The sequence below is a fragment of the Blautia segnis genome (assembly GCF_014287535.1).
Lineage (GTDB): Bacteria > Bacillota > Clostridia > Lachnospirales > Lachnospiraceae > Blautia_A > Blautia_A acetigignens.
This window is the reverse complement of sequence record NZ_JACOOT010000039.1, coordinates 152,487-175,040: the sequence shown is the minus strand read 5'-3', so window position 1 is coordinate 175,040 and position 22,554 is coordinate 152,487. Positions and strand designations below refer to the sequence as shown.

The 22,554-nt window shown below is 45.3% G+C and carries 18 protein-coding genes and 1 pseudogene; 18 read left to right on the top strand and 1 reads right to left on the bottom strand.

Translation table 11 applies throughout. The features are described 5' to 3' along the window. Nucleotides 1–77 precede the first annotated feature (77 nt). The 16 genes and pseudogenes from H8S54_RS17140 (at nucleotide 78) to H8S54_RS17065 (ending at nucleotide 21,000) form a co-directional block, all read left to right on the top strand. Complete coding sequence (locus H8S54_RS17140; RefSeq protein WP_186901895.1) at nucleotides 78–2,222, top strand: ATP-binding protein; 2,145 nt, start codon at nucleotides 78–80, stop codon at nucleotides 2,220–2,222. Nucleotides 2,223–2,351: 129 nt separating this feature from the next. After that, nucleotides 2,352–5,177 (top strand): transporter substrate-binding domain-containing protein, encoded by a 2,826-nt coding sequence (locus tag H8S54_RS17135; RefSeq protein WP_186901894.1) that lies wholly within the window; start codon nucleotides 2,352–2,354, stop codon nucleotides 5,175–5,177. A gap of 148 nt (nucleotides 5,178–5,325) precedes the next feature. Beyond that, entirely contained in the window at nucleotides 5,326–8,337 is a 3,012-nt protein-coding gene (locus H8S54_RS17130) for a response regulator (protein WP_279288587.1), read from the top strand. 175 nt (nucleotides 8,338–8,512) lie between these two features. Beyond that, entirely contained in the window at nucleotides 8,513–8,833 is a 321-nt protein-coding gene (locus tag H8S54_RS17125) for a DUF6508 domain-containing protein (RefSeq protein WP_021925407.1), read from the top strand. A gap of 4 nt (nucleotides 8,834–8,837) precedes the next feature. Next, nucleotides 8,838–9,068, top strand: a complete 231-nt coding sequence (locus tag H8S54_RS17120; protein ID WP_021925408.1) for a hypothetical protein — start codon at nucleotides 8,838–8,840, stop codon at nucleotides 9,066–9,068. 462 nt (nucleotides 9,069–9,530) lie between these two features. Further along, nucleotides 9,531–10,004: pseudogene (locus H8S54_RS19230) on the top strand (AAA family ATPase); the annotation flags it as partial. Between the two features lie 444 nt (nucleotides 10,005–10,448). Beyond that, the gene (gene glnA / locus H8S54_RS17110; protein ID WP_021925410.1) at nucleotides 10,449–11,771 is read left to right on the top strand and encodes a type I glutamate--ammonia ligase; all 1,323 of its coding nucleotides are present in this window, start codon (nucleotides 10,449–10,451) and stop codon (nucleotides 11,769–11,771) included. 21 nt (nucleotides 11,772–11,792) lie between these two features. After that, nucleotides 11,793–12,347 carry an ANTAR domain-containing response regulator gene (locus tag H8S54_RS17105; protein WP_021925411.1) on the top strand — a complete coding sequence of 185 codons (555 nt, stop codon included), beginning with the start codon at nucleotides 11,793–11,795 and terminating at the stop codon, nucleotides 12,345–12,347. Nucleotides 12,348–12,375: 28 nt separating this feature from the next. After that, nucleotides 12,376–13,707: an aspartate--tRNA(Asn) ligase gene (gene aspS, locus H8S54_RS17100; RefSeq protein ID WP_186901903.1), complete on the top strand. Its 1,332-nt coding sequence runs from the start codon at nucleotides 12,376–12,378 to the stop codon at nucleotides 13,705–13,707. Nucleotides 13,708–13,731: 24 nt separating this feature from the next. After that, nucleotides 13,732–14,025, top strand: coding sequence for an Asp-tRNA(Asn)/Glu-tRNA(Gln) amidotransferase subunit GatC (gatC, locus tag H8S54_RS17095; protein ID WP_021925413.1), 294 nt, complete (start codon nucleotides 13,732–13,734; stop codon nucleotides 14,023–14,025). Nucleotides 14,026–14,036: 11 nt separating this feature from the next. Then, on the top strand, nucleotides 14,037–15,509 hold the full coding sequence (gatA, locus tag H8S54_RS17090; protein WP_117855127.1) for an Asp-tRNA(Asn)/Glu-tRNA(Gln) amidotransferase subunit GatA: 1,473 nt from the start codon (nucleotides 14,037–14,039) through the stop codon (nucleotides 15,507–15,509). Beyond that, on the top strand, nucleotides 15,506–16,945 hold the full coding sequence (gatB, locus tag H8S54_RS17085; RefSeq protein WP_186901893.1) for an Asp-tRNA(Asn)/Glu-tRNA(Gln) amidotransferase subunit GatB: 1,440 nt from the start codon (nucleotides 15,506–15,508) through the stop codon (nucleotides 16,943–16,945). The genes gatA and gatB overlap by 4 nt, the downstream gene beginning before the upstream one ends. A gap of 140 nt (nucleotides 16,946–17,085) precedes the next feature. Then, complete coding sequence (locus H8S54_RS17080; protein WP_021925416.1) at nucleotides 17,086–18,300, top strand: LL-diaminopimelate aminotransferase; 1,215 nt, start codon at nucleotides 17,086–17,088, stop codon at nucleotides 18,298–18,300. 265 nt (nucleotides 18,301–18,565) lie between these two features. Beyond that, a complete protein-coding gene (locus H8S54_RS17075) occupies nucleotides 18,566–18,895 on the top strand; it encodes a cupin domain-containing protein (RefSeq protein ID WP_021925417.1) in 330 nt (109 codons plus the stop codon). A 34-nt stretch (nucleotides 18,896–18,929) separates the two neighbouring features. Further along, complete coding sequence (locus H8S54_RS17070; protein ID WP_021925418.1) at nucleotides 18,930–20,192, top strand: M18 family aminopeptidase; 1,263 nt, start codon at nucleotides 18,930–18,932, stop codon at nucleotides 20,190–20,192. Then, nucleotides 20,185–21,000 carry an HAD-IIB family hydrolase gene (locus H8S54_RS17065; RefSeq protein ID WP_186901892.1) on the top strand — a complete coding sequence of 272 codons (816 nt, stop codon included), beginning with the start codon at nucleotides 20,185–20,187 and terminating at the stop codon, nucleotides 20,998–21,000. The genes H8S54_RS17070 and H8S54_RS17065 overlap by 8 nt, the downstream gene beginning before the upstream one ends. A gap of 86 nt (nucleotides 21,001–21,086) precedes the next feature. Here the strand turns inward: H8S54_RS17065 and H8S54_RS19225 are convergent, their stop codons facing one another. Next, nucleotides 21,087–21,233, bottom strand: a complete 147-nt coding sequence (locus H8S54_RS19225; protein WP_334298079.1) for a DUF6783 domain-containing protein — start codon at nucleotides 21,231–21,233, stop codon at nucleotides 21,087–21,089. Here H8S54_RS19225 and H8S54_RS19220 point away from each other — a divergent pair. Together H8S54_RS19220 and H8S54_RS17060 are read left to right on the top strand one after the other, a co-directional pair. Continuing rightward, a complete protein-coding gene (locus tag H8S54_RS19220) occupies nucleotides 21,165–21,320 on the top strand; it encodes a DUF6783 domain-containing protein (protein WP_334298078.1) in 156 nt (51 codons plus the stop codon). The two genes, H8S54_RS19225 and H8S54_RS19220, sit on opposite strands and share 69 nt — an antisense overlap. Before the next feature lies 1 nt (nucleotide 21,321). Next, nucleotides 21,322–22,521 carry a M20 metallopeptidase family protein gene (locus tag H8S54_RS17060; protein WP_021925580.1) on the top strand — a complete coding sequence of 400 codons (1,200 nt, stop codon included), beginning with the start codon at nucleotides 21,322–21,324 and terminating at the stop codon, nucleotides 22,519–22,521. Nucleotides 22,522–22,554 lie beyond the last annotated feature (33 nt).

Genomic DNA, 22,554 nt, shown 5'->3' with positions numbered 1-22,554 from the left:
TTCTTTTAAGCTTAGGTTGTATCAAGTATCTGATAAGTAAGTCTAAGAAGTATATCAGCGAAAACGGAAAAAGCAGTATGGGAGCTGTTGTTGAACAGATACAGCAGACCTATGATCTTCAGGTGAGTGGATACTACAGCCAGCTGCAGTTGGTTGAGGAATTTTTACTTCATGAGAGGGAGCTGTCTCTTGAAACGGATGTGAACAAAAGTTTCTTTGAGGCATGGGAAAAAGAATCGGAAAGTACCCTTATATTCATTCAGGAGAATGGTCAGGCAATATCAGCAGGTGGAACAAAAATGCGGATTGATATGCCAAGTAAACTTCTGCTGGACTTAAAGAATGGATACAATATTGGAAAACTGGTGCGTCTTGATTATGATCAGAAGAAAAAAGACGGTTATCTGGTTGCGATCCCATGTCAGGAATATACGATCAATGGGGAAACTTATACGGCAATTGGAACTGTGTATGATCATTCGAAACTGGATTCCATGTTAAAACTGAAAGGTTATGATGGGAATGCATATTTGTTCATGTTGGATCATGACGGAAATATTACGTATACGAACCAGAGTGGTGATAAATACCTGCGTAATTATTCTTTGTTAAAACATTTAAAAGGGGAACAGGCTATTACAGAAGAGGAAGCTGATTTGTTCAAAAAGAAGTTTGATAACAGAGAATCCGGAGTTGCACTTTTGGGAAAACAGAACCCCTATTATCTGGGGTATTGCCCGATAGAAAGCAACAACACCATTTTGGTATGCATTGTGGCAAAGGGAGTTGTTGACAATGTGCTGATGGATTACCAGAAAACGGTGCTGTTTACAACAATACTCATGGCAGGTTCTATACTTTTACTTTTTGCCGGATTATTCTACAGTATTTCCAGACTTAGTCTTGCAGATCAAAAAGCAGAATATGAAAAAAGAAATAATGAACTTCATTTACAAACAATGAAGGAAATGGAAGTAGTCAATCAAAAACTGAAAAAGGCAAAGAACGTTGCAACAGAGGCTTTACAGACAGCTGAAAATGCAAATAAGGCGAAAACGGATTTCCTGTCTAATATGTCACATGATATTCGCACACCTATGAATGCAATCATTGGTATTACATCTTTGATCAGACATGATGCAGGTAATAAAGCAAAAGTTATAGAGTATGCAGATAAAATAGATATTTCATCACAGCATCTGTTAGGAATTATCAATGATGTTTTGGATATGAGCAAGATTGAGGCAGGAAAAACGGTTTTTAAGTACTCTGATTTTTCAATTTTGGAATTTATGCAGGAACTTGACACTATATTTCATTCTCAAATATATGAAAAGCAGCAGACTTTTACAATCATAAAAGAAAATATTCACCATGAGTGGGTGAATGGTGATCAGGTTCATTTGATGCAGATTTTCAGTAATCTGCTGTCTAATGCCATAAAATATACGCAAGAGGGTGGAAAAATTCAGCTTCTGGTAGAAGAATGTGAGACAAAGTCATCTGTCTATGCAAAGTACCGCTTTTTAGTCAGTGACAATGGTATGGGAATGTCGGCAGATTTCATGGATACAATTTTTGATGCGTTTACCCGTGCGGAAAGTTCCCTTACAAACAAAATACAGGGAACCGGACTTGGAATGGCGATTACTAAGAACCTGGTTGAGGCAATGGGAGGTACCATTGATGTGGAAAGTGAACTGGGACAGGGAAGCTGTTTTGAGATTCTCATGGATCTGAAAATTGCAGAGGATAGAACGGCCGCTCTGGCAGCACAAGAAGAAACAGATGAGCAGGATGGAAATATCCTTCAGGGAATGAGATTCCTGTGTGCAGAGGATAATGAGCTGAACGCAGAGATCCTGACAGAACTGTTAAAGATTGAAGGTGCGGAATGTACTATCTGTGAAAATGGCGAAGAGATTTTGAAAGCATTTGAACAGTCTGCTCCGGGGGATTATGACATGATCCTGATGGATGTGCAGATGCCTGTTATGAATGGTTATGAGGCAACAAAGGCAATCCGCAGAAGCTCCCATGAACTGGCAAAGAAGATTCCGATCATTGCCATGACCGCCAATGCATTTTCAGAGGATATCCAGCATTCTCTGTCAGCCGGTATGAATGCACATGTTTCAAAACCGGTTGAGATGACGGTACTGGAGAAGACGATCAGAAGCATAAAATCCGGCGGGGGGGGGCACCGAACCGCAGGGCATTGAACAGTGACAAATGGTTTTGATACAGTAGTGTAATTTTATTAAATCAGAAGGTTGACAAAGAGATGTATAGAGAAATATATTTGACAGACAGACAGACAGACAGACAGACAGACAGACAGGAGATTTAATATGATTTCGAGAGCAAAGAAATATGTGGCAGTGTTACTGGTTTTTGTATGCGTGTGTATGATATTTTCTCCCCTGACTGCATATGCGGCCGAGGATAGTTCGCAGCATGAAACTGTCAAAGTCGGTTTCTTTGCCATGGATGGTTATCATGTGATGGATGAAGAAGGCAACCGCAGTGGGTATGGCTATGATTTTCTTCGGTTGATGGCCCGTTATTGGGATGTAGATTACGAATATATCGGATATGATAAGAGCTGGGATGATATGCAGCAGATGCTTGAAGATGGCGAGATCGACATGGTAACATCTGCCCGCAAAACACCGGACAGAGAAGAAAAGTTTGATTTTTCACGTCCGATCGGAACCAATTATGGGATGCTGACCGTCCGCAGTGACAACAGCACGATTGTGGACGGCGATTACAGCACTTACAACGGTATGCGTGTGGCGCTTTTGAACGGAAACACCCGGAATGAAGAGTTTGCGGATTTTGCAGACAACAAAGGATTTACATATGTTCCATCTTATTTTGATACGACCGCAGAGATGGAGGAAGCCCTTCAGAGCGAAAAAGTTGATGCGATTGTTACCAGTTCTCTGAGAAAAACAAACAATGAGCGAATCGTGGATAAATTTGGCAGCAGCGATTTCTATGTCATTGTTAAAAAGGGCAATACAGAATTGCTGAATGAGATCAATTATGCGATCGATCAGATGAATGCGGTTGAGGGTGACTGGAAAACGACGCTTTACAATAAAAATTATGAAAGCATAGAAACTAAGAATCTGGAATATACGGAGAAAGAAAAAAGTATTATTTCACAGTATTCCAAGGACAACCCGCTGCATGTTCTGTGTGATCCGACCCGTTATCCATATTCTTATAATGAAAATGGTGAGATGAAGGGTATTATCCCGGATTACTTCCGGAAAATTGCAGACTATGCCGGGATTTCCTATGAGTTTCTTACACCTGCCACCAGAGATGAGTATATTGCTTATCAGAAAAATAAGGAAACCACAGATATGAGCATCGATGCGCGCCTGGAAACAGATAACTATGCTGAGACGAAAAAATGGGGGATTACTGCACCTTTCATTACGATGCAGCTGGCAAGGGTGACACGGCGTGACTTTGATGGAAAAATTAATGTTGTTACTACTGTTGACCAGACAGCATCAAATTCAATTGAAGATGCAATGGCACCCGGTGCAGAAAAACTGATGTGCAGTACCCGACAGGAAATGATGGAAGCTGTCCGTGAGGGTAAAGCAGATGCCGCCTTCGTCTACTATTACATGGCACAGGCGTTTGTGAACAGTGACACTACGGGCACCATGACATATACTCTGCTGGAACAGCCTACATTCACCTACCGCATGGTAATTTCATCAACTGAGAACCATGCGCTGGCTGGTATTCTGACGAAAGCAATGTATGCCATGCCCCAAAATCTTGTTGAAGATCTTGCAGCACAGTATACCACATACAAAGCAACAGAGCTGACATTTGTTGACTGGATACGTCTGCATCCTGTTGTTACTGTTTGGGTTCTTCTTATTTTTGGATGGCTGCTGACTACTATGGCTGTGATAATGGTGCGTCTCAGTGCAAGAAAAAAAGCTCAGAAGGCGGCCCAGGAGAAAGCTGAGGAAATGGCGGAACTGGCAGAGCATGCACAGGCTGCAAACAAGGCAAAAACAGCATTTCTGTCACATATGTCCCATGATATGAGGACACCGATGAATGCAATCATAGGATTTACCGGTATTGCAATGAAAAACAATCCGTCAGGCGAAGTGAAAAATTGTCTGGAAAAGATTGACGAAAGCTCAGAGCATTTACTGTCGCTGATCAATGATATATTAGATCTGACCCGCATCGAAAGTGGAAAAGTGAATTACAATCCGGTACCGGCGGATGTGAAAAACATTACAGATTCTGCATTGGATATTACAAAAGGTTTTCTTATGAACAGGGATATCAACTTTAAGATTCAGCGTGAAGAAGCAAAGATTCCAAATGTACTTGCGGATCCTGCACGCCTGCGCGATGTGCTGGTCAATATTCTGAGCAATGCCGTGAAATTCACTCCGGATGGAGGGACGATTACATTTGAAGCCCGGTGTCTGGAAAAGGGCGGGGATGGATATATAAATATGCGTTACCGCATTTCGGATACTGGTATTGGCATGAGTGAGGAATTTACAAAAGAAGTTTTTGAGGAATTTGCACAGGAAGATTCCGATGTGAGAACGCAGTACCATGGAGTTGGACTGGGGATGGCTATCGTAAAGAAGTATGTAGATATGATGGGTGGAACCATTTCCGTGCAGAGTAAAAAGCATGAGGGAACCACATTTACTGTGGATATTCCTTTGGAAATTACAGATAAGGAATGTAATAAGTCAGACACAGGTTTTTCTGAAAAGGTAAATCTTACAGGTGTGAATGTCCTTCTTGCAGAGGATAATGAACTGAATGCAGAGATTGCTGCCGTGCAGTTGGAAGAGTTCGGGATGAATGTAGAAAGAGCTGTGGATGGAAAGAATGCTGTTGAGATTTTCAGAAATCATCCGGAAGGCACATTTGATGTAATCCTGATGGATATCATGATGCCTGAAATGAATGGTTATGAAGCGGCAAAAGCAATTAGGGCGATGAATGACAGACCGGATGGAAAAAACATTCCTATTATAGCAATGACAGCCAATTCATTTGCTGAAGATGTTCAGGCATCGCTGGCTGCAGGAATGAATGCACATTTGTCAAAGCCGATTGTGATTGAGAAAGTGATAAAAACGATTTTAAGATATGTTCATTAAAACTACATCGATGGAGGTATAAGAGGAAGGGATCATAATGGATAAAAGACAAAAATAGATAAAATTGGATTATATAATAAAGAGTAAAAGTACAGCAGAAGCTGTCGCAAAGATATTTATAAAAATGTTGTGGGGGTATTGAACATTAATGAATGCAAAATTAAAATCTGGAAGCAAGCAAGCAAGCAAGCAAGCAAGCAAGCAAGCAAGCAAGCAAGCAAGCAAGCAAGCAAGCAAGCAAGCAAGCAACTGTAGCCTGGAGGGTGGGAGAAAGATGAAGAAGTGCAAATTAGTACAGAATATAAGAAATTTCAAATCTTGTTATTTTATATTTTGCACAATGATATGTTTGGTTGTTTTTCCTGTTTCCACATCTGCCCAAGAAAATTCTGATCATGTTATTCGGGTAGGATCTTTTGAGGAAACTTATAATGTAGTCAATGAAAAGGGAGAAAGAAGCGGCTATGGTTATGAGTATCTTCAAGATATTGCAGGTTATGCAGGATGGACATATAAATACATAACAAGTGATTGGAAAAACTGCTTTACACAGTTGGAAAATGGAGAGATTGATATTCTTGGTGGCATTTCCTATACAGACGAACGTGCTGAAAATATGCTTTTTTCCGATATGCCTATGGGGGAAGAGAAATATTACATCTATACGGATGCATCCAATATAGATCTTACAGCAGGAAATCTGGATTCTTTTGAGGGAAAAAATATTGGTGTGTTTAAAGATAATATAACGGAGGATGTGCTTAACGAATGGGAGTTAAAGTATGGTCTGCATATGCAGCATGTCAATGTTTCTAATACCGCAGAAGTTATGGACAAACTGTCGAAACATGAAATTGACTGCTTCGTTTCGGTAGAAGAATCCCGTTGGGAAGAATCGGATATTTCACCGCTTACAAGTATTGGAGAGACAGAAATCTATTTCGCTATAAATCCAGAACGTCCGGATATCAAAGAAGCACTGGATAGTGCTATGCGCAGAATCAAGGATGACAACCCATTTTACACAGATGATCTCTACAGGCGTTATCTTTCTGCACAGAGCAGCTCGTTTCTTTCAAAAGAAGAAAGTGAGTGGATCGGGCAGCATGGTGCAATCCGGATAGGGTATCTGAATCAGGATGGAGGTATCAGCAGTGTAGATCCATCAACAGGTAAACTGACAGGTGTTATTACAGATTATGTGGATCTTGCAGAAAATTGTCTGCAAGGTCAGACTCTGGAATTTGAATTAAATGGATATGATACAAGAAGTGAACTGCTTCAGGCATTGCAGGATGGAAAAATAGACCTGATTTTTCATGCAAACCAGAATCCATACTTTGCAGAAACAAATGGATTTGCTTTGTCGGATACGCTATTGACTCTCAATATGGCAGCAATTACGGCAAAGGATTCTTTTGATGAAAATAAAGAGAATATAGTTGCCGTTGAAAAAGATAATTTTGTATTGAAAGCATATCTTTCATACAATTATCCACAATGGGAGGTTATGGAATATGAGACATCAGATGCAGCAGTAAAAGCAATGCAGAAAGGGGAGGCAGATTGTATTGTAAGCAATTCAGGTACTGTTTCTGACTATTTGAAAAATAATAAGCTTCATAGTGTTTTCCTGACAAAAGAAGCCGATGTTTCATTTGCTGTTCAGCAGGGAGAACCGGTTCTTTTGTCCATTCTGAATAAAACACTGACATCTATGCCTACAACTCAATTTTCAGGTGCGGTAGTTTCGTATAATGCTTCTTCACGAAAAGTTACGGCGAAGGATTTTATTCAGGACAATTTACTGGCTGTCTCACTCATAGTTGGAATCTCTATTTTGGTTGTCCTGTGCATAATTCTTGATTCTTTGAAAAAATCAAAACGTGCGGAAGAAAAATCCAAGAAGTCTGCTGAGCAGGCATTGAAGCTGAATCGGGAGCTTGAAGAAAAACAGCAGGAATTACATAATGCACTTGTAGAAGCACAGAGTGCCAATAAGGCTAAGACTTCCTTTTTAAATAACATGTCTCATGACATCAGGACACCGATCAATGGCATTATTGGCATGCTTACAATTCTTGAAAAAAGCGGAAATGATGGTGAGCGGGCAAAAGATTGCATGAATAAAATAAATGAGTCTTCGAAACTGCTATTATCATTGGTAAATGATGTTTTGGATATGGCAAAGTTAGAATCGGATACCGTGGTTTTTAGTGATGAATCCATCAATCTGGATCAGGTATGTCAGGAAATCACGGAGTCACTATCTTTTCAGGCAGAAGAAAAAGGACTTCATGTTATAGGAGAACATGATGATTACAGTGGTATATATGTTTGGAGCAATGCAGTTCATCTGAAAAAAATATTGATGAATCTGTTTACAAACAGTATGAAGTACAATAAGGTGAATGGTTTTATTTACATGAGTATGAGAACGATTGAAAGATCAGAAGATCACATGACATGTGAATTTAAAATAAAAGATAATGGAATTGGAATGTCAGAAGAATTTATAAAAAATGAATTGTTTACTCCATTTGTACAGGCAGACAATTCCCCACGTTCTGATTATAATGGGACAGGTCTGGGAATGCCTATTGTGAAACAACTTGTAGAAAAGATGGGCGGAACCATAACAGTTGAAAGCAAGCTTGGTGAAGGAAGCTGTTTTACTGTAATACTTCCATTTAAAATTGATACGAATGCACGACCGGAAGAAAAAGAAGATTTCAATGCAGATATATCAGGTGTCCGGATATTATTGGTTGAAGATAATGAGCTGAATGCAGAAATAGCAGAATTTATGCTGACGGAAAATGGGGCTAAAGTAGAAACAGTGAAAAATGGGTTAGAAGCTGTTCAGCATTTTGAAGCTTCCGAACCGGGAACATACGATGTTATTTTAATGGATGTCATGATGCCGGTGATGGATGGGCTTACTGCCACAAAAACAATAAGATCCCTGGAACGGCAGGATGCAAAAACAATCCCTATCATTGCTATGACTGCAAACGCATTCAGGGAAGATGCAGAAAAGTGTATGGAAGCAGGAATGAACGCACATCTTGCAAAACCGCTGGATGCGGAAAAAATGATTGTTGCTTTAAAAAAATGCATGGCAGATAATAGCGATGTAAAACTGCACGAAGATTTGTAGGAATAGAAAACAGAGCATATAGAGTTGTTATATGGTCTGTTTTTTTATTCCTTAGAAGAAGCAGGCTGTGAAAATCCTTATGTTTTTTGGGGACTGGAATAATTATATAAGGTATGTTAAAATAAAAGAACATATATTCGATTCTTGGACGATTGATGGAAGGCGGTGCATAGCATTGACAAAAGCAGAGAAGATAAGAAAGATTCAGGGAATACTGGAATTGAAGGATTCCCGTGGAGATCTGTATGTGGATCTGTTGAAGACAATGGGAGATCTGAAAACAAATTATGGGGATTATATGATTACGGAGCCGATTGACTGTGATGAAGAATTGGAACGAATTTCGGGTGCGGATTATGAGCTTTGTACAGCATTGCTGACAATGCTGCTGAGAGAAGATCATTTTTCTAATGGTTCTTTTGAACGGAGATTTGCTGACGGGCAGGTGCTTCCTGTTCTGGTGAGGATGAAGGATGTTTTGAGTGCAGGAGTGTGATTTTATGAAAGTCGGGGATACTGCATATATTGTGGAATCAAACAGGTATGTGAGAGAAGTGGAGATCCGCAGGTGTTCCGGCGGGATGTTCCTGGTACGTTTTACAGATACGGGCGGCGGAATACAGGTGAAGGTTCACAGGCTGTTTGCAACGAGGGAAGAGGCTGAGAAGAGTATTGAGAAAGCACCAGAGACAAAGAAGGTGCGAGGGAATCCGTATGACCGATGGTACTGAACGGATGGTAAAGTAAATAAATGCATTAGGGGAAACCTGTTGTTGTCTGTGGAGAGATCTGCAGATGACAGCAGGTCTATTTTTTTGTCCGGAAAGTCAAAAAATCAGAGACCAGGACTCCTTGGGCAGGGGAAGTGATCGAGTGTGCCGGTGGTCTTTTGGGGCTGCCGGTCTTTTTGTGCTATGGAAACCGCATAGGGGAAGGTGGATTTTGGGGCAGTTTTTTTGGTCGTTCTGCGAGTTGGCGCAGATTGGTGATTCCGATATATTTTATGTACGGCAACCGTATGACGATGGGCAACCGAAATGAGGTGAAGAAAGGGAAGATGGCAGGACTATGTGACCCTTGTGACCTGCACCCCTTACGCGGTGAACACCCACAGGCTTCTGGTGCGCGGCCGCAGAGTGGAATACACAGGAGAAGAAAAGTCCAAAACCGTTTCCCAGCTTCAGCCTGCTGCAATGGCCAGAAGACTGGTAGATGTATGGCCCTGGTTCCTGTTTATGATGGCAGGCGGACACGTCCTCATCGAGGACATCCCCGGCGTAGGCAAAACCTCCATGGCTCTTGCCTTTGCCCGTGCCATGAACCTGACCCAGAACCGTGTCCAGTTCACCCCGGACGTTCTCCCCTCCGACATCACAGGTATTTCCATGTACATAAAAGAAAAGGATACCTTCGTATACCAGCGCGGTGCAGTTATGTGCAACCTGTTCCTTGCCGATGAGATCAACCGTACCTCCGCCAAGACCCAGTCCGCCTTTCTGGAAGTCATGGAAGAGGGCACGGTAACCGTAGACGGCGTCACCCGCCAGGTGCTGGATCCCTTCGTGGTCATTGCCACTGAGAACCCTATTGGCTCTGCCGGAACCCAGATGCTCCCGGAGCCCCAGCTGGACCGTTTTCTCATCTGTATTCAGATGGGTTATCCTTCCAATGCAGACGACAGCATGGCAGATTATCTGCAGAAAAATTGTCCGTCTGTGCCAGACGAGGCCATCAGCCACCTGCAGGCCCTGATATTAAATGCCAGCTACGGTTTCCGTGAAGTAACAAAAGAAGACGTACAGTGGCTCAAAGCAATATTTAAACAAATTAAGCCATGAAGCAGTTGCCTCCCTATGAGCCAACAGCAAAGCCTGCCACGAATCAGACCGCAAAAGACAATAATATTCACTTAACCATGGTAAAGCGTTAAAAAACCAGTTGACAAACCTAACCCAGATTGCTATAATAACCTGCATGAACAAGGGCGTTCTTCAGAAGGGTATCTTTCTGAAGTGCGCCTTTTTTGTTTTTATAGGGATTTGTCCTACCGGACAGATCTTCCCAATGTTCAATCAGGATGAGGAAATAAAATGAAAAGGAGAGAGCACATTATGGGGAATTACACCAGAGACGAAGTGTTACAGATGGCAGAAGACGAAGATGTAGAGTTCATTCGCCTTCAGTTTACCGACATGTTCGGTACCTTAAAAAATATTGCGATTACCGCGAGGGAGCTCCCCCGGGCACTTGACAATGAGTATGTGGTAGACAGCTCCTACATTGCAGGAATCGCCGGAGAAAAGGAGCAGGATATGTATCTGCATCCGGACTACGATACCTTCACCATTCTTCCGTGGCGTCCGCAGCAGGGAAAAGTAGCCAGACTGATCTGCGATATCTACCGCTGTGACGGAACCCCTCTTGAGAAAAGCCCGAGATACATTCTGAAGCAGGTGGTTGATATGGCCGCAGAGGAAGGCTATATCTGCGAGGTAGACCCGGAATGTGAGTTTTTCCTGTTCCACACAGATGACAACGGAGTGCCGACCACACTGACACACGAAAAAGCCGGATATCTGGATATCAGCCCACTTGATCTTGGAGAAAATGCAAGACGTGATATGGTTCTGACTCTGGAGGATATGGGATATGAGGTAGAGTCTTCCCATCATGAGACTGCTCCGGCGCAGCATGAGATCGATTTCAAATTCACAGGAGCAAACGAGATGGCAGATTGTGTCATGACCTTCAAGATGGCAGTGCGTACCATCGCAAAGCGCCACGGTCTTCATGCAACCTTTATGCCAAAGCCCCGTGCAGAGGTAAATGGTTCCGGTATGCACATTCATTTCGCTTTATATAAAGACGGCAAAAATATTTTTGCAGATCCTTCCGATGTAAACGGACTCAGCGAGGATGCTTATCATTTTATCGGCGGACTTCTGGCACACAGCCAGGAGATGGCAGCCATCACCAATCCTCTTGTAAATTCCTATAAGAGACTGGTACCTGGCTACGATGCGCCGACGGAGCTGACCTGGACAAAGAACAACCAGAACTCCCTGATCCGTATTTCCAATTTAAGAAAAGACAGCCTTGCCATTGAGCTGAGAAGCCCGGATGCAGCTGCAAATCCATACCTTGTTTTTGCAGTGTGCGTGGCAGCAGGACTGGATGGAATCCATCATAAGCTGTACCCAACCAAAGCATCTGACCGTTCTTTTTCCGAGTCCGATCAGAAGGCAATGAATATTGGAAATCTTCCGGAGAACCTGTACGATGCACTTGTGCATTTTGAAAACAGCACCTGGATCCAGTCCATTCTTGGAAAGAAGTTCTGCGAAGAATATGCAGCAGCCAAGAAAGAAGAATGGCTGAATTATATGCGACAGGTAAGTGAATGGGAAATCAGCGAATACCTGTACAAGATTTAAGATGAAGAGAGTGGCACTCATATGAACAGCAGCATTGTAATTGCATTACCGAAAATAGATGACGCAAAGAAAATACGTACCATATTGAATCGGCACGGTTTTCCGGTAGCTGCGGTATGTTCAACTGCTTCAACAGCACTTGCCAGCATGAGTGAGCTGGACAGCGGTATCCTGATCTGCGGATACAAGCTGCCGGATCGGTATTACCGGGATGTGCTGGACGATCTTCCTCCCTGCTTTGAAATGCTTCTGCTGGCATCCGGAAGGGTGATCGCAGAAGCACCAACCTCCGTTTTGACTGTGGAAATGCCTATGAAGGCAAGTGATCTGGTAAACACAGTGGACATGATGCTTTCCCAGATCGAACGGCGGCTGCGCAGGGAGAAAAAGAAGCCCAAAGCCCGCTCCTGGAAGGAACAGAATTATATTTCCAATGCGAAGCTTCTTCTCATGGAACGAAACCATTTAAGCGAAGAGGATGCGCATCGGTATATTCAGAAATGCAGTATGGATTCCGGTACCAATATGGCAGAGACAGCACAGATGGTTCTGATGCTGTTGTATGACGAAGTATAGAAAGAATTTTGAAATGGAGGATGAGGAAATGGAGTTTTTGGATGGAAGCTGGAAAAAAGAAGTGAGCAGCTGGGATGCACTGATGGGAGAGGAACTTCTGAATCAGGAAGCCATCCTGGAAGGTGCCATTCACAGTATCCGCAACATGGGTGATGTTGCGTTTGTGATCATCAGAAAAAGAGAAGGTCTGTTCCAGACAGTATTTGTAAATGAAGAAGTAAATTTCTCCATTCACGACCTGAAGGAAGGCATGACCGCAAAAGTAAAAGGAATTGTAAATGAAGAAGAAAGAGCCCCTCATGGCAGAGAACTCCGCATCCGTGAAATCCAGGTGTTATCCGCACCTGCAGAGCCTCTTCCTCTTGCCATTGACAAATGGAAATTAAATACTTCCCTGGAAGCCAAATTAAATTACCGTTCCCTTTCCCTCCGAAATATTCAGGAGCGCGCCAGATTCAAGATCCAGGAAGCCCTGACAAGAGCGTTCCGCGACTATCTCTATGAGAATGGCTTTACCGAGATCCATACCCCGAAGATCGGTGCCAGAGGCGCAGAGGGCGGCGCAAACCTGTTTAAATTAAGCTATTTCCACAAGCCGGCGGTACTGGCTCAGAGCCCCCAGTTCTACAAACAGATGATGGTGGGTGTTTTTGACCGGGTATTTGAGACCGGACCTGTTTTCCGCGCAGAGAAGCACAACACAAAGAGACACTTAAACGAATACACAAGCCTTGACTTCGAGATGGGCTATATTGACAGTTTCGAGGAGATCATGGCAATGGAAACCGGATTTTTACAGTATGCCATGAAGCTTCTGAAGGAAGACTATGAAAAAGAGCTGGAGATCTTAAAGGTGGAGCTTCCCGATGCATCCAAAATCCCGGCAGTCCGCTTTGATGTGGCCAAGGAGCTGGTGGCAAAGAAATACAACCGCCAGATCCGCAACCCATTTGATTTAGAGCCGGAAGAGGAAGCCCTGATCGGTCAGTACTTCAAGGAAGAGTATGACGCAGACTTCGTATTTGTTACCCATTATCCTTCCAAGAAGCGTCCTTTCTACGCAATGGACGATCCGGAAGACACCAGATTTACCTTAAGCTTTGACCTTCTCTTCCACGGCCTTGAGATCACCACAGGAGGACAGCGAATCCACGATTACAACGCCCTTCTGAAAAAGATCGAGGACAGAGGCATGGAGACAGAAGGAATGGAACAGTATCTGGATACCTTCAAATACGGTATGCCGCCTCATGGCGGTCTTGGAATCGGCCTGGAGCGTCTCACCATGCAGCTTCTTGGTGAGGAAAATGTCCGCGAAGCATGCCTGTTCCCAAGAGATCTGAACCGTCTGGAGCCGTAACAAATATTTCAGGAGGATGAGGAAATGGCAAAACAGATAGATGACGAAACCATGGAAAATGTCTGCATTCTTGCAAAGCTTTCCCTGACAGAAGAGGAGAAAGAAAAGGCCAAAAAGGACATGCAGGAAATGCTGGATTATGTAGATAAACTGGATGAACTGGACACCTCTGGCGTAGAGCCCATGTCCCATATTTTCGGGGATCAGAACGTATTCCGTGAGGATGTGGTTACAAACGGCGACAACAGTAAGGAGATGCTTGCAAACGCGCCGAAAGCCAAAGAAGGACAGTATCAGGTTCCAAAGACCATAGGATAGGAGACATTCACATGGAATTATCGAAATTAACAGCCTTGCAGCTGGCTGATAAAATAAAAAAACATGAGATCAGTGTCCTGGACGGGGTAAAAGAGGTCTTTTCCCAGATTGAGGAAAAGGACGGACAGATCCACGCCTACCTGGACACCTACAAAAAAGAAGCCTATGCCCGTGCAAAAGAGGTGCAGAAAGGCATTGACGAGGGAATCTACACAGGCCCTCTTGCCGGCGTTCCCATTGCGGTAAAGGACAACATCTGCGTACAGGGAAAGCCAACCACCTGCGCGTCTAAGATCCTGGAGGGCTTTGTTCCCCAGTATCAGGCAGAGGTTATCGACCGTCTTGAGAAGGCGGGAATGATCATTATTGGAAAAACAAATATGGATGAGTTTGCCATGGGAAGCACCACAGAAACTTCTGCTTACGGTGTCACCAGAAACCCGTGGAACAAAGAACATGTTCCTGGCGGTTCCTCAGGCGGCTCCTGTGCGGCTGTGGCAGCAGGGGAGGCTTATCTGGCACTTGGCTCTGATACCGGCGGTTCCATCCGTCAGCCAAGCTCCTACTGCGGCGTTACCGGCCTGAAGCCAACCTACGGTACCGTTTCCCGTTACGGCCTGGTTGCCTACGCCTCCTCCTTAGATCAGATCGGTCCTGTGGGAAAGGATGTGGCAGACTGTGCAGCGCTTCTGGAAGTGATTGCAGGCCATGATCCAAAAGACAGTACTTCCATAGACAGACATGATCTTGACTTTGGAAAAGAAATGACAGACAAGATCGCAGGAATGAAATTCGGCGTGCCCAAGGAATATCTGGCAGAGGGACTTTCCCCGGATGTAAAGGATGCTTTTATGGAGACGTTGAAGGTGCTTACCCAGATGGGTGCTATTGTGGAATTTTTCTCCGTAAAGACTATGGAGTATATGATTCCTGCTTATTATATCATTGCCAGTGCGGAAGCAAGCTCCAACTTAGAGCGTTTTGACGGCGTGAAATACGGCTATCGTGCTGCTGAGTATGACGGCCTTCACGACATGTACAAGCGCACCAGGACAGAGGGCTTCGGTGAAGAGGTAAAGCGCCGTATCATGCTTGGTTCCTTTGTTTTAAGCTCCGGCTACTATGATGCCTATTATCTGAAAGCACTGCGCACAAAAGCCCTGATCAAGAAAGAATTTGATGAGGCATTTGAGAAATATGACGTTCTTCTTGCGCCGGCTGCTCCGTATACAGCACCGAAGCTTGGGGAAAGCTTAAAGGATCCTATGGCAATGTATCTTGGCGATATTTACACCGTTGCCGTAAACCTGTGCGGCCTTCCGGGAATTACCGTTCCCTGCGGAAAAGATAAAATCGGTCTTCCAATCGGAATCCAGATGATCGGTGACTGCTTTATGGAGAAAAAGATTCTCCGCGCAGCCCACGCTTATGAAAAAGCAAGAGGAGATTTCGGAACACCAGAAGAAGGAGGCAGGGAAGCATGAAACAGTATGAGACCATAATCGGACTGGAAGTCCATGTAGAGCTTGCCACCAGAACCAAGATTTTCTGCGGCTGTTCCACTGCGTTTGGAGGAGCACCCAATACCCACACCTGTCCGGTGTGCACCGGTATGCCAGGCTCCCTTCCTGTATTAAATAAAAAGGTGGTAGAGTTTGCCCTTCGCGCAGGACTTGCCACAAACTGCAGCATCAACCAGTACTGCAAGTTTGATCGTAAAAACTATTTTTACCCGGACAACCCGCAGAACTATCAGATTTCCCAGCTGTATCTGCCAATCTGCCATGATGGCTTTGTAGAAATTGAGACAGAAGCAGGAAAGAAAAAGGTGCGGATCCATGAGATGCATATGGAGGAGGACGCAGGTAAGCTGATTCATGATGAGTGGGAGGACTGCTCCCTGGTGGATTACAACCGAAGCGGCGTTCCGCTGATCGAGATCGTTTCTGAGCCGGATATGAGAAGCGCAGATGAAGTAATTGCTTATCTGGAAAAGCTTCGCTGCACCATGCAGTATCTGGGCGTTTCTGACTGTAAGCTTCAGGAGGGCTCCATGCGTGCCGATGTCAACCTTTCTGTCCGTGTGGCAGGAAGTGATACGCTTGGAACCAGAACAGAGATGAAGAATCTGAACTCCTTCAAGGCCATTGCACATGCCATTGAGGGAGAACGAGAGCGCCAGATCGAGCTTCTGGAAATGGGCAGAAGCGTTGTCCAGGAAACCAGAAGATGGGATGACAACAAGGAATCCTCCCATGCAATGCGTTCCAAAGAGGATGCCAAGGATTACCGTTACTTCCCGGACCCGGATCTTCCTCCAATCCATATTTCTGATGAGTGGATTCAGAAGATCAGGGAAGAGCTGCCGGAGTTCCGCGAGGAAAAAGCAGCCCGCTACCAGGAGGAATTCGGCCTTCCGGAATATGATTCCAGAATCCTTACAGAGTCCAGACATCTGGCTGCTTTGTTTGAGGAGGTTGCCGGTCTTTGCGGCAATCCGAAGAAGGCGGCAAACTGGTTTATGGTGGAAGTGCTTCGCCTGATGAAGGACAAAGGAGTGGAAGCTGAGAAGGTAAGATTTACCCCGCAGCACCTTGCAGACCTTCTGGAAATGGTGGACAAGAAACAGGTCAGCCCTCAGAATGCGAAGAAAATATTTGAAAAAGTATTTGACGAAGATATTGATGCCGTTGCCTATATCGAAGAGCATGGTCTGAAGATCGTGGAGGATACCGGACTTCTTACCAGCACCATCAGCCGGATCCTGGATGAGAACCCGGGACCGCTGTCTGAACTTCTTGGCGGCAAGGAGAAGGTTATGGGCTTCTTCGTAGGCCAGATCATGAAGGAAATGAAGGGCAAGGCCAACCCGGCAAGCGTGAGAGAGGCGCTGCTGGCAGAGGTTGAAAAGAGAAAATAAAGATGCTTATGCTTCGGATGCAATGAAATCATGCAATGGCATGGTTTCGCGCCGGGGCTTATAAGCGTTTTGGGATTGACATTAAGAAAAAAGTATATACAATAATTAGTTAAGACGAACTATACGAGGAGGATAATGAAATGGTTACCGTAAATCATAATTACCTGAGATTACCGGGAAGCTATCTTTTTTCTACCATTGGAAAAAAGGTGCGTGCATATAAAGAATTAAATCCGGATAAAGAAGTGATCAGCCTTGGAATTGGAGATGTAACCCAGCCGCTGGTTCCGGCGATTATCGAGGCGCTTCACAATGCGGTGGAGGAGATGGCCCATGCGGAGACTTTCCACGGCTACGCTCCTGATCTTGGCTATGAATTTCTGAGAAATGCCATTGCAAAAAACGATTATCAGGACAGAGGCTGTGACATTAAGGCTGATGAGATTTTTGTTTCTGATGGTGCCAAAAGTGATTCCGGGAACATTCAGGAAATTTTCGGAACAGACAATAAAGTGGCTGTGTGTGATCCTGTTTACCCGGTGTATGTGGATACAAATGTAATGGCTGGGCGCACAGGAGAGTATAATACTGCCCGTGAGAATTTTGACGGCGTGATTTACATGCCCTGCAGCAAGGAAAACGGATTTTTACCGGAGCTTCCAAAGGAAGTGCCGGATCTGATCTATCTTTGCTTCCCGAACAATCCTACAGGCTCTGCCATCACAAGGGATGAGCTGCAGAAATGGGTGGATTATGCAAACAAAAACGGCTGCGTGATCATCTATGATGCTGCTTACGAGGCGTATATTTCCCAGGACAATGTGCCGCACAGCATTTATGAGTGTGAGGGTGCAAGAACCTGTGCCATTGAGCTTCGCAGCTTTTCCAAGAATGCAGGCTTTACAGGAGTTCGTCTTGGCTTTACCGTGATTCCGGATGAGCTTGTAAGAGATGGTGTTTCCCTTCACAGTCTCTGGGCAAGACGTCACGGCACCAAATTTAACGGAGCTCCTTACATTGTGCAAAAGGCAGGGGAAGCCGTTTATTCTGAGGCTGGAAAGGCACAGCTGAAGGAGCAGGTTGGCTATTATATGCGAAATGCAAAGCTGATCCACGATGAACTGGAAAAGGCAGGATTTTCTGTTTCAGGGGGTGTGAATGCGCCGTATATCTGGCTGGAAACTCCGGACAAAATGACCTCCTGGCAGTTTTTTGACTATCTTCTGAAGGAGGCAAATGTGGTTGGCACTCCAGGCTCCGGCTTTGGCGCTCACGGAGAGGGCTTTTTCCGTCTGACTGCCTTTGGCACTTATGAGAATACACGGAAAGCCATTGACAGGATCAAGAGTTTGTAATTATAATTGAAGAAAGCTGACAGGGCGTATCTCTGGCTGGGACAGTGGATTGGATGTGATCGCTGTTCCGGGGCTGGGGGTACGCTTTTTATGTAATAGGAAATTCCGTTGGAATCTCCTATTACATAAAAGCCCTACCGGGCAGGATCGCACTGCAGCGGAAAGGTAGATGTCGCTTGAGGCGACCCGCCGCAGGCGGAGAATCCTGCAAAGCAGGATTCTTTCTTGTCGGGGGCTTTGCGAAAGATAAAGGAGGATTTTGGTTATGAAGATCAGTCGGATTGAGCATATGTGTGAGGGTAACGGACATGTGATTATTAAGGAACTGCTGGATGAGAAGCAGCTGAATGGAAAGTGCGGGCTTTATGCGGAGGTGACTCTGGAGCCGGGATGTTCTCTGGGATTCCATATGCATTATGGGGAGAGCGAGACTTACTATATTCTTACCGGAGAGGGCGAGTATAATGACAACGGCACTTCCTGGAGACATGTGAAGGCTGGAGACATTACCTTTACCCCAGACGGAAGAGGCCACGGCCTTGCAAATACTGGAAACACCGATCTGGTGTTTATGGCACTGATTATCAAAGACTGAAATAAGATAGAAATGAAGGAATTGGAGTTTGGAAATGAACAGTACAGCTGAGAAACTACTTACATTTATTAAAGAGAGTCCTACTGCGTTTCAGGCAGTGGAGATGATGAAGAAAAGATTTGGGGAAAATGGATTTACAGAGCTGAAGGAGGATGAGCACTGGGAGCTGGTAAATGGCGGGAAGTATTTTGTGACCCGGAATCATTCTGCTGTCATTGCGTTTACGGTGCCGGAGGCTTCCAGCGATGTATTTCACATTATTGCAAGCCACAGCGATTCTCCGTCCCTTAAGATCAAGGAGAATCCGGAGATGGTGGAGAACGGGTATGTGAAGCTGAATGTGGAGCTTTATGGAGGTGCCCTTCTGGCACCCTGGTTTGACAGACCCCTTTCTGTGGCTGGACGTGTGATCGTGAAGGAGAACGGACAGATCTGCGAGAAGCTGGTGACAGTGGACAAGGATATGCTGATGATCCCCAATCTGGCCATTCATATGAACCGTGAGGCGAACAGCGGATACAAGTACAATGTGCAGAAGGATCTGCTGCCTCTTTACGGACTGGAGAGCGCAAAGGGAACCTTTTTTAAAACTGTGGCAGAAGCTGCTGGCGTTGCAGAAGAGGAGATTCTGGGACATGATCTGTTCCTTTACAACCGTATGCCTGGTACCATCTGGGGCGGCGAGGAGGAATTTGTTTCTGCTCCCAGACTGGATGACCTGCAGTGTGCTTTTTCCTCTATGGAAGGCCTGATCGCAGGAAAAAATGAGAAGAGCATCTGCGTACATATGGTAATGGACAATGAGGAAGTGGGAAGCGGTACCAAGCAGGGAGCTGCCTCTACTTTCCTTCGGGATACGCTGCTTCGCATTAATCTGGGACTTGGCAGAAGCTATGAGGATTATCTGATTTCCCTGGCAAAGAGCTTTATGATCTCTGCGGACAATGCACATGCCATCCATCCTAATTATCCGGAGAAGGCAGATCCTGTGAACCGTCCTCATATCAATGGAGGAATTGCGGTGAAGTACAATGCAAATCAGAAGTACTGTACAGATGGAATTTCTGCAGCAATGTTTAAGGATCTTTGTAAGGAAGCGGGAGTTGCGTGCCAGGTTTATGTGAACCGTTCCGATGTGGCAGGAGGCTCTACCCTCGGAAATATTTCCAATACGCAGGTTGCCTTAAATACCGTGGATATCGGGCTTCCCCAGCTGGCTATGCACTCTCCTTATGAGACTGCAGGTGTGAAGGATACCTGTGATTTCGTGAAGCTTGCGGAGGTGTTTTATGCCTGATTTTCATAAAAAAGCAGTTTTCTTCGATGCAGACGGAACCATCTGCGACATTGAGAAAGGGACTCCCGCAAGTGCGGTGGAAGCCATTACAAAGCTGGTAAACAACGGACATGAGGCATGGCTGTGCACAGGAAGAAGCCGTTCCTTTGTGCCGGATTACCTGGAGAAAATCCCCTTTACCGGGATGATCACGGCATGCGGCTGCACCATCGAGAAAAACGGGGAGCGCCTTTTCAACAAGGAGATGACTCCGCAGCAGGCATGGCATTCTGTGGAGGTGCTGCGCAGATACGGCATGGTTCCGGTGATGGAAGGCGCGGATTTTATGTACTATGATAAGGACGAGTATCACACAGGAGTTAACTGGTATGCGGATCTGATCACGAAAGCACTTGGAAATAAATGGCGCCCTATCAAAGGCTTTGAGCAGGATCTTCATATCAACAAGGTCAGCTCCAAGATCCTTCCGGGAAGCAGCCCGGAGAAGGTATGTGAAGAACTGGCAGATTACTATGAGTTTATCGGACATGTGGGAGAAGGACTGGCGGGAGATACCATTGAGATGATTCCAAAGGGATTTTCCAAGGCAGTGGGAATTGCTGCTGTATGCCGGATTTTTGACATTGCCCATGAGGACACCATCGTGTTCGGGGACAGCAACAACGATATTTCCATGTTCGAATTTGCCCAGACCAAGATTGCCATGGGAAATGCAGCGCCAGGGATCAAGAAACTGGCAGATTATGTGACCAGCGATATTTTCCACTACGGAATCCGAAATGGGTTAGAGCATTTGGAATTAATTTGAGAAAATATTAGGTTTAATGATGAGATTTTGCGAGGTGTTTTTAAGTGGACAAAGTTCACAGAAAACCCAAGAAGCTTGACGTGAAATTATGATTTGCATGATTTTGGGTGTATTGTGAAGCTAGAGCGTGTTTGAAAAAGGCTTTCTGCAAGATGTGCGTCACAATTTGTGGGAGATTTTGTCCGGATGAGGGCGCCGTAGCGGGCTACGGCAACCGAATTCGGGCAAAATATACCGCAAAGTGGGGCGTGCAGATTGCGGGAATGATTTTTCAAACACGCTCTAGTGTACGCGACTCAAAAGAAAGGTTTAGGATTTAGAATGCCGGAAAATACAAAGTACCAGCGCAGATTTGAACCATACGAGAAAGAACTGATCGAAATACGCCGCCATCTTCACAGACACCCGGAGCTGGGCCTGCAGGAATTTGAGACCTCGGCGTTTATCCGTGATTATCTGGAAAAACTGGGCTATCGACTGACTAAGGTAGAACCTACAGGATGGATTGCAGAGCACCCCTGCCAGGAGACTGCCGCCTTTGCAGACAAAAAGCAGGTAGTGCTCCGGTCGGAGATGGATGCCCTTCCCATACAGGAGCAGACCGGACTTCCCTTTGCATCTGAGCGAGAAGGCGTCATGCACGCCTGCGGCCATGACGGGATTGTGGCAACGGCCCTGATCCTGGCGAAAATCCTTGCAAAGGAGAAAGAGCAGTTTCCTGTAAAGGTGCGGTTCCTTTTTGAGCCTGCGGAAGAGATTGGAGAAGGGGCGAAGAGAATGTTGTCTGCTGGGGCCCTTGAGCCGAAGCCGGATGCCTTTCTGATGTTCCACTATGCAGTGGATATGCCCTTTGGAATGGCGGTTCATGAAGGACAGGCGTCAGCCATGATCAACGGCATGGAAATCCGGGTTCACGGAAAGTCCAGCCACTGGTGCCAGGCATCCCAGGGAATCGACAGCATTTATGCCGCCTCGCTGGTGGTGCAGGCGCTTCATGACCTGAACGAAACCTATCAGGGAAAAGGTCCCTGTCTGGTGGGAATCGGAACCTTTCATGGCGGGGAGTATTCCAATATTATCACGGATCTTGTGACCCTGCGGGGAAACATCCGGGCTGCCTATGAAGAGGACTATCAGGCTTTGGATGAGAAAATGCAGGCAGTTTTGCAGGAAATTGAGAAGCGTACCGGAACCAGGATTGAGATCGAATATCCTAAGCCTGCGGTGCTTCCTTTTGCCAATGATGCCAGCCTTACCCGGATTGCCGCTGCCGCCGGGAAAAAGGTATTTGGGGAACATTTTATCCTGGAAGATGAGAACCAGCTGTTTTTGTCCGGGGATAATGCCTACAGGTATTTCCAGAAATCCAGGGGACTTTTCAGCGTATTTCTCGCTGGGATTCCAGGAAAAACCTATCCCCTTCACCATCCCAAATTCCAGATTGACGAGGCGGTGCTGCCTTATAGTCTGGAAGCTTTGTACGAAATCCTTGCGGGAATTTCCAGGGAAGAAGAGAACTGATTCGGCAAAGAGAAACCAATGGGGTCGGCAGCT

What these genes read in the sequence shown, in the direction of transcription:
- gatA (WP_117855127.1), top strand. Translation starts at nt 14,037, where the DNA reads ATGGAATTATCGAAATTAACAGCCTTGCAGCTGGCTGATAAAATAAAA.
- H8S54_RS17065 (WP_186901892.1), top strand. Translation starts at nt 20,185, where the DNA reads ATGCCTGATTTTCATAAAAAAGCAGTTTTCTTCGATGCAGACGGAACC.
- H8S54_RS17075 (WP_021925417.1), top strand. Translation starts at nt 18,566, where the DNA reads ATGAAGATCAGTCGGATTGAGCATATGTGTGAGGGTAACGGACATGTG.
- gatB (WP_186901893.1), top strand. Translation starts at nt 15,506, where the DNA reads ATGAAACAGTATGAGACCATAATCGGACTGGAAGTCCATGTAGAGCTT.
- H8S54_RS17120 (WP_021925408.1), top strand. Translation starts at nt 8,838, where the DNA reads ATGAAAGTCGGGGATACTGCATATATTGTGGAATCAAACAGGTATGTG.
- H8S54_RS17105 (WP_021925411.1), top strand. Translation starts at nt 11,793, where the DNA reads ATGAACAGCAGCATTGTAATTGCATTACCGAAAATAGATGACGCAAAG.
- gatC (WP_021925413.1), top strand. Translation starts at nt 13,732, where the DNA reads ATGGCAAAACAGATAGATGACGAAACCATGGAAAATGTCTGCATTCTT.
- glnA (WP_021925410.1), top strand. Translation starts at nt 10,449, where the DNA reads ATGGGGAATTACACCAGAGACGAAGTGTTACAGATGGCAGAAGACGAA.
- H8S54_RS17080 (WP_021925416.1), top strand. Translation starts at nt 17,086, where the DNA reads ATGGTTACCGTAAATCATAATTACCTGAGATTACCGGGAAGCTATCTT.
- H8S54_RS17135 (WP_186901894.1), top strand. Translation starts at nt 2,352, where the DNA reads ATGATTTCGAGAGCAAAGAAATATGTGGCAGTGTTACTGGTTTTTGTA.
- H8S54_RS17140 (WP_186901895.1), top strand. Translation starts at nt 78, where the DNA reads ATGGGAGCTGTTGTTGAACAGATACAGCAGACCTATGATCTTCAGGTG.
- H8S54_RS17070 (WP_021925418.1), top strand. Translation starts at nt 18,930, where the DNA reads ATGAACAGTACAGCTGAGAAACTACTTACATTTATTAAAGAGAGTCCT.
- H8S54_RS17130 (WP_279288587.1), top strand. Translation starts at nt 5,326, where the DNA reads ATGAATGCAAAATTAAAATCTGGAAGCAAGCAAGCAAGCAAGCAAGCA.
- aspS (WP_186901903.1), top strand. Translation starts at nt 12,376, where the DNA reads ATGGAGTTTTTGGATGGAAGCTGGAAAAAAGAAGTGAGCAGCTGGGAT.
- H8S54_RS17060 (WP_021925580.1), top strand. Translation starts at nt 21,322, where the DNA reads ATGCCGGAAAATACAAAGTACCAGCGCAGATTTGAACCATACGAGAAA.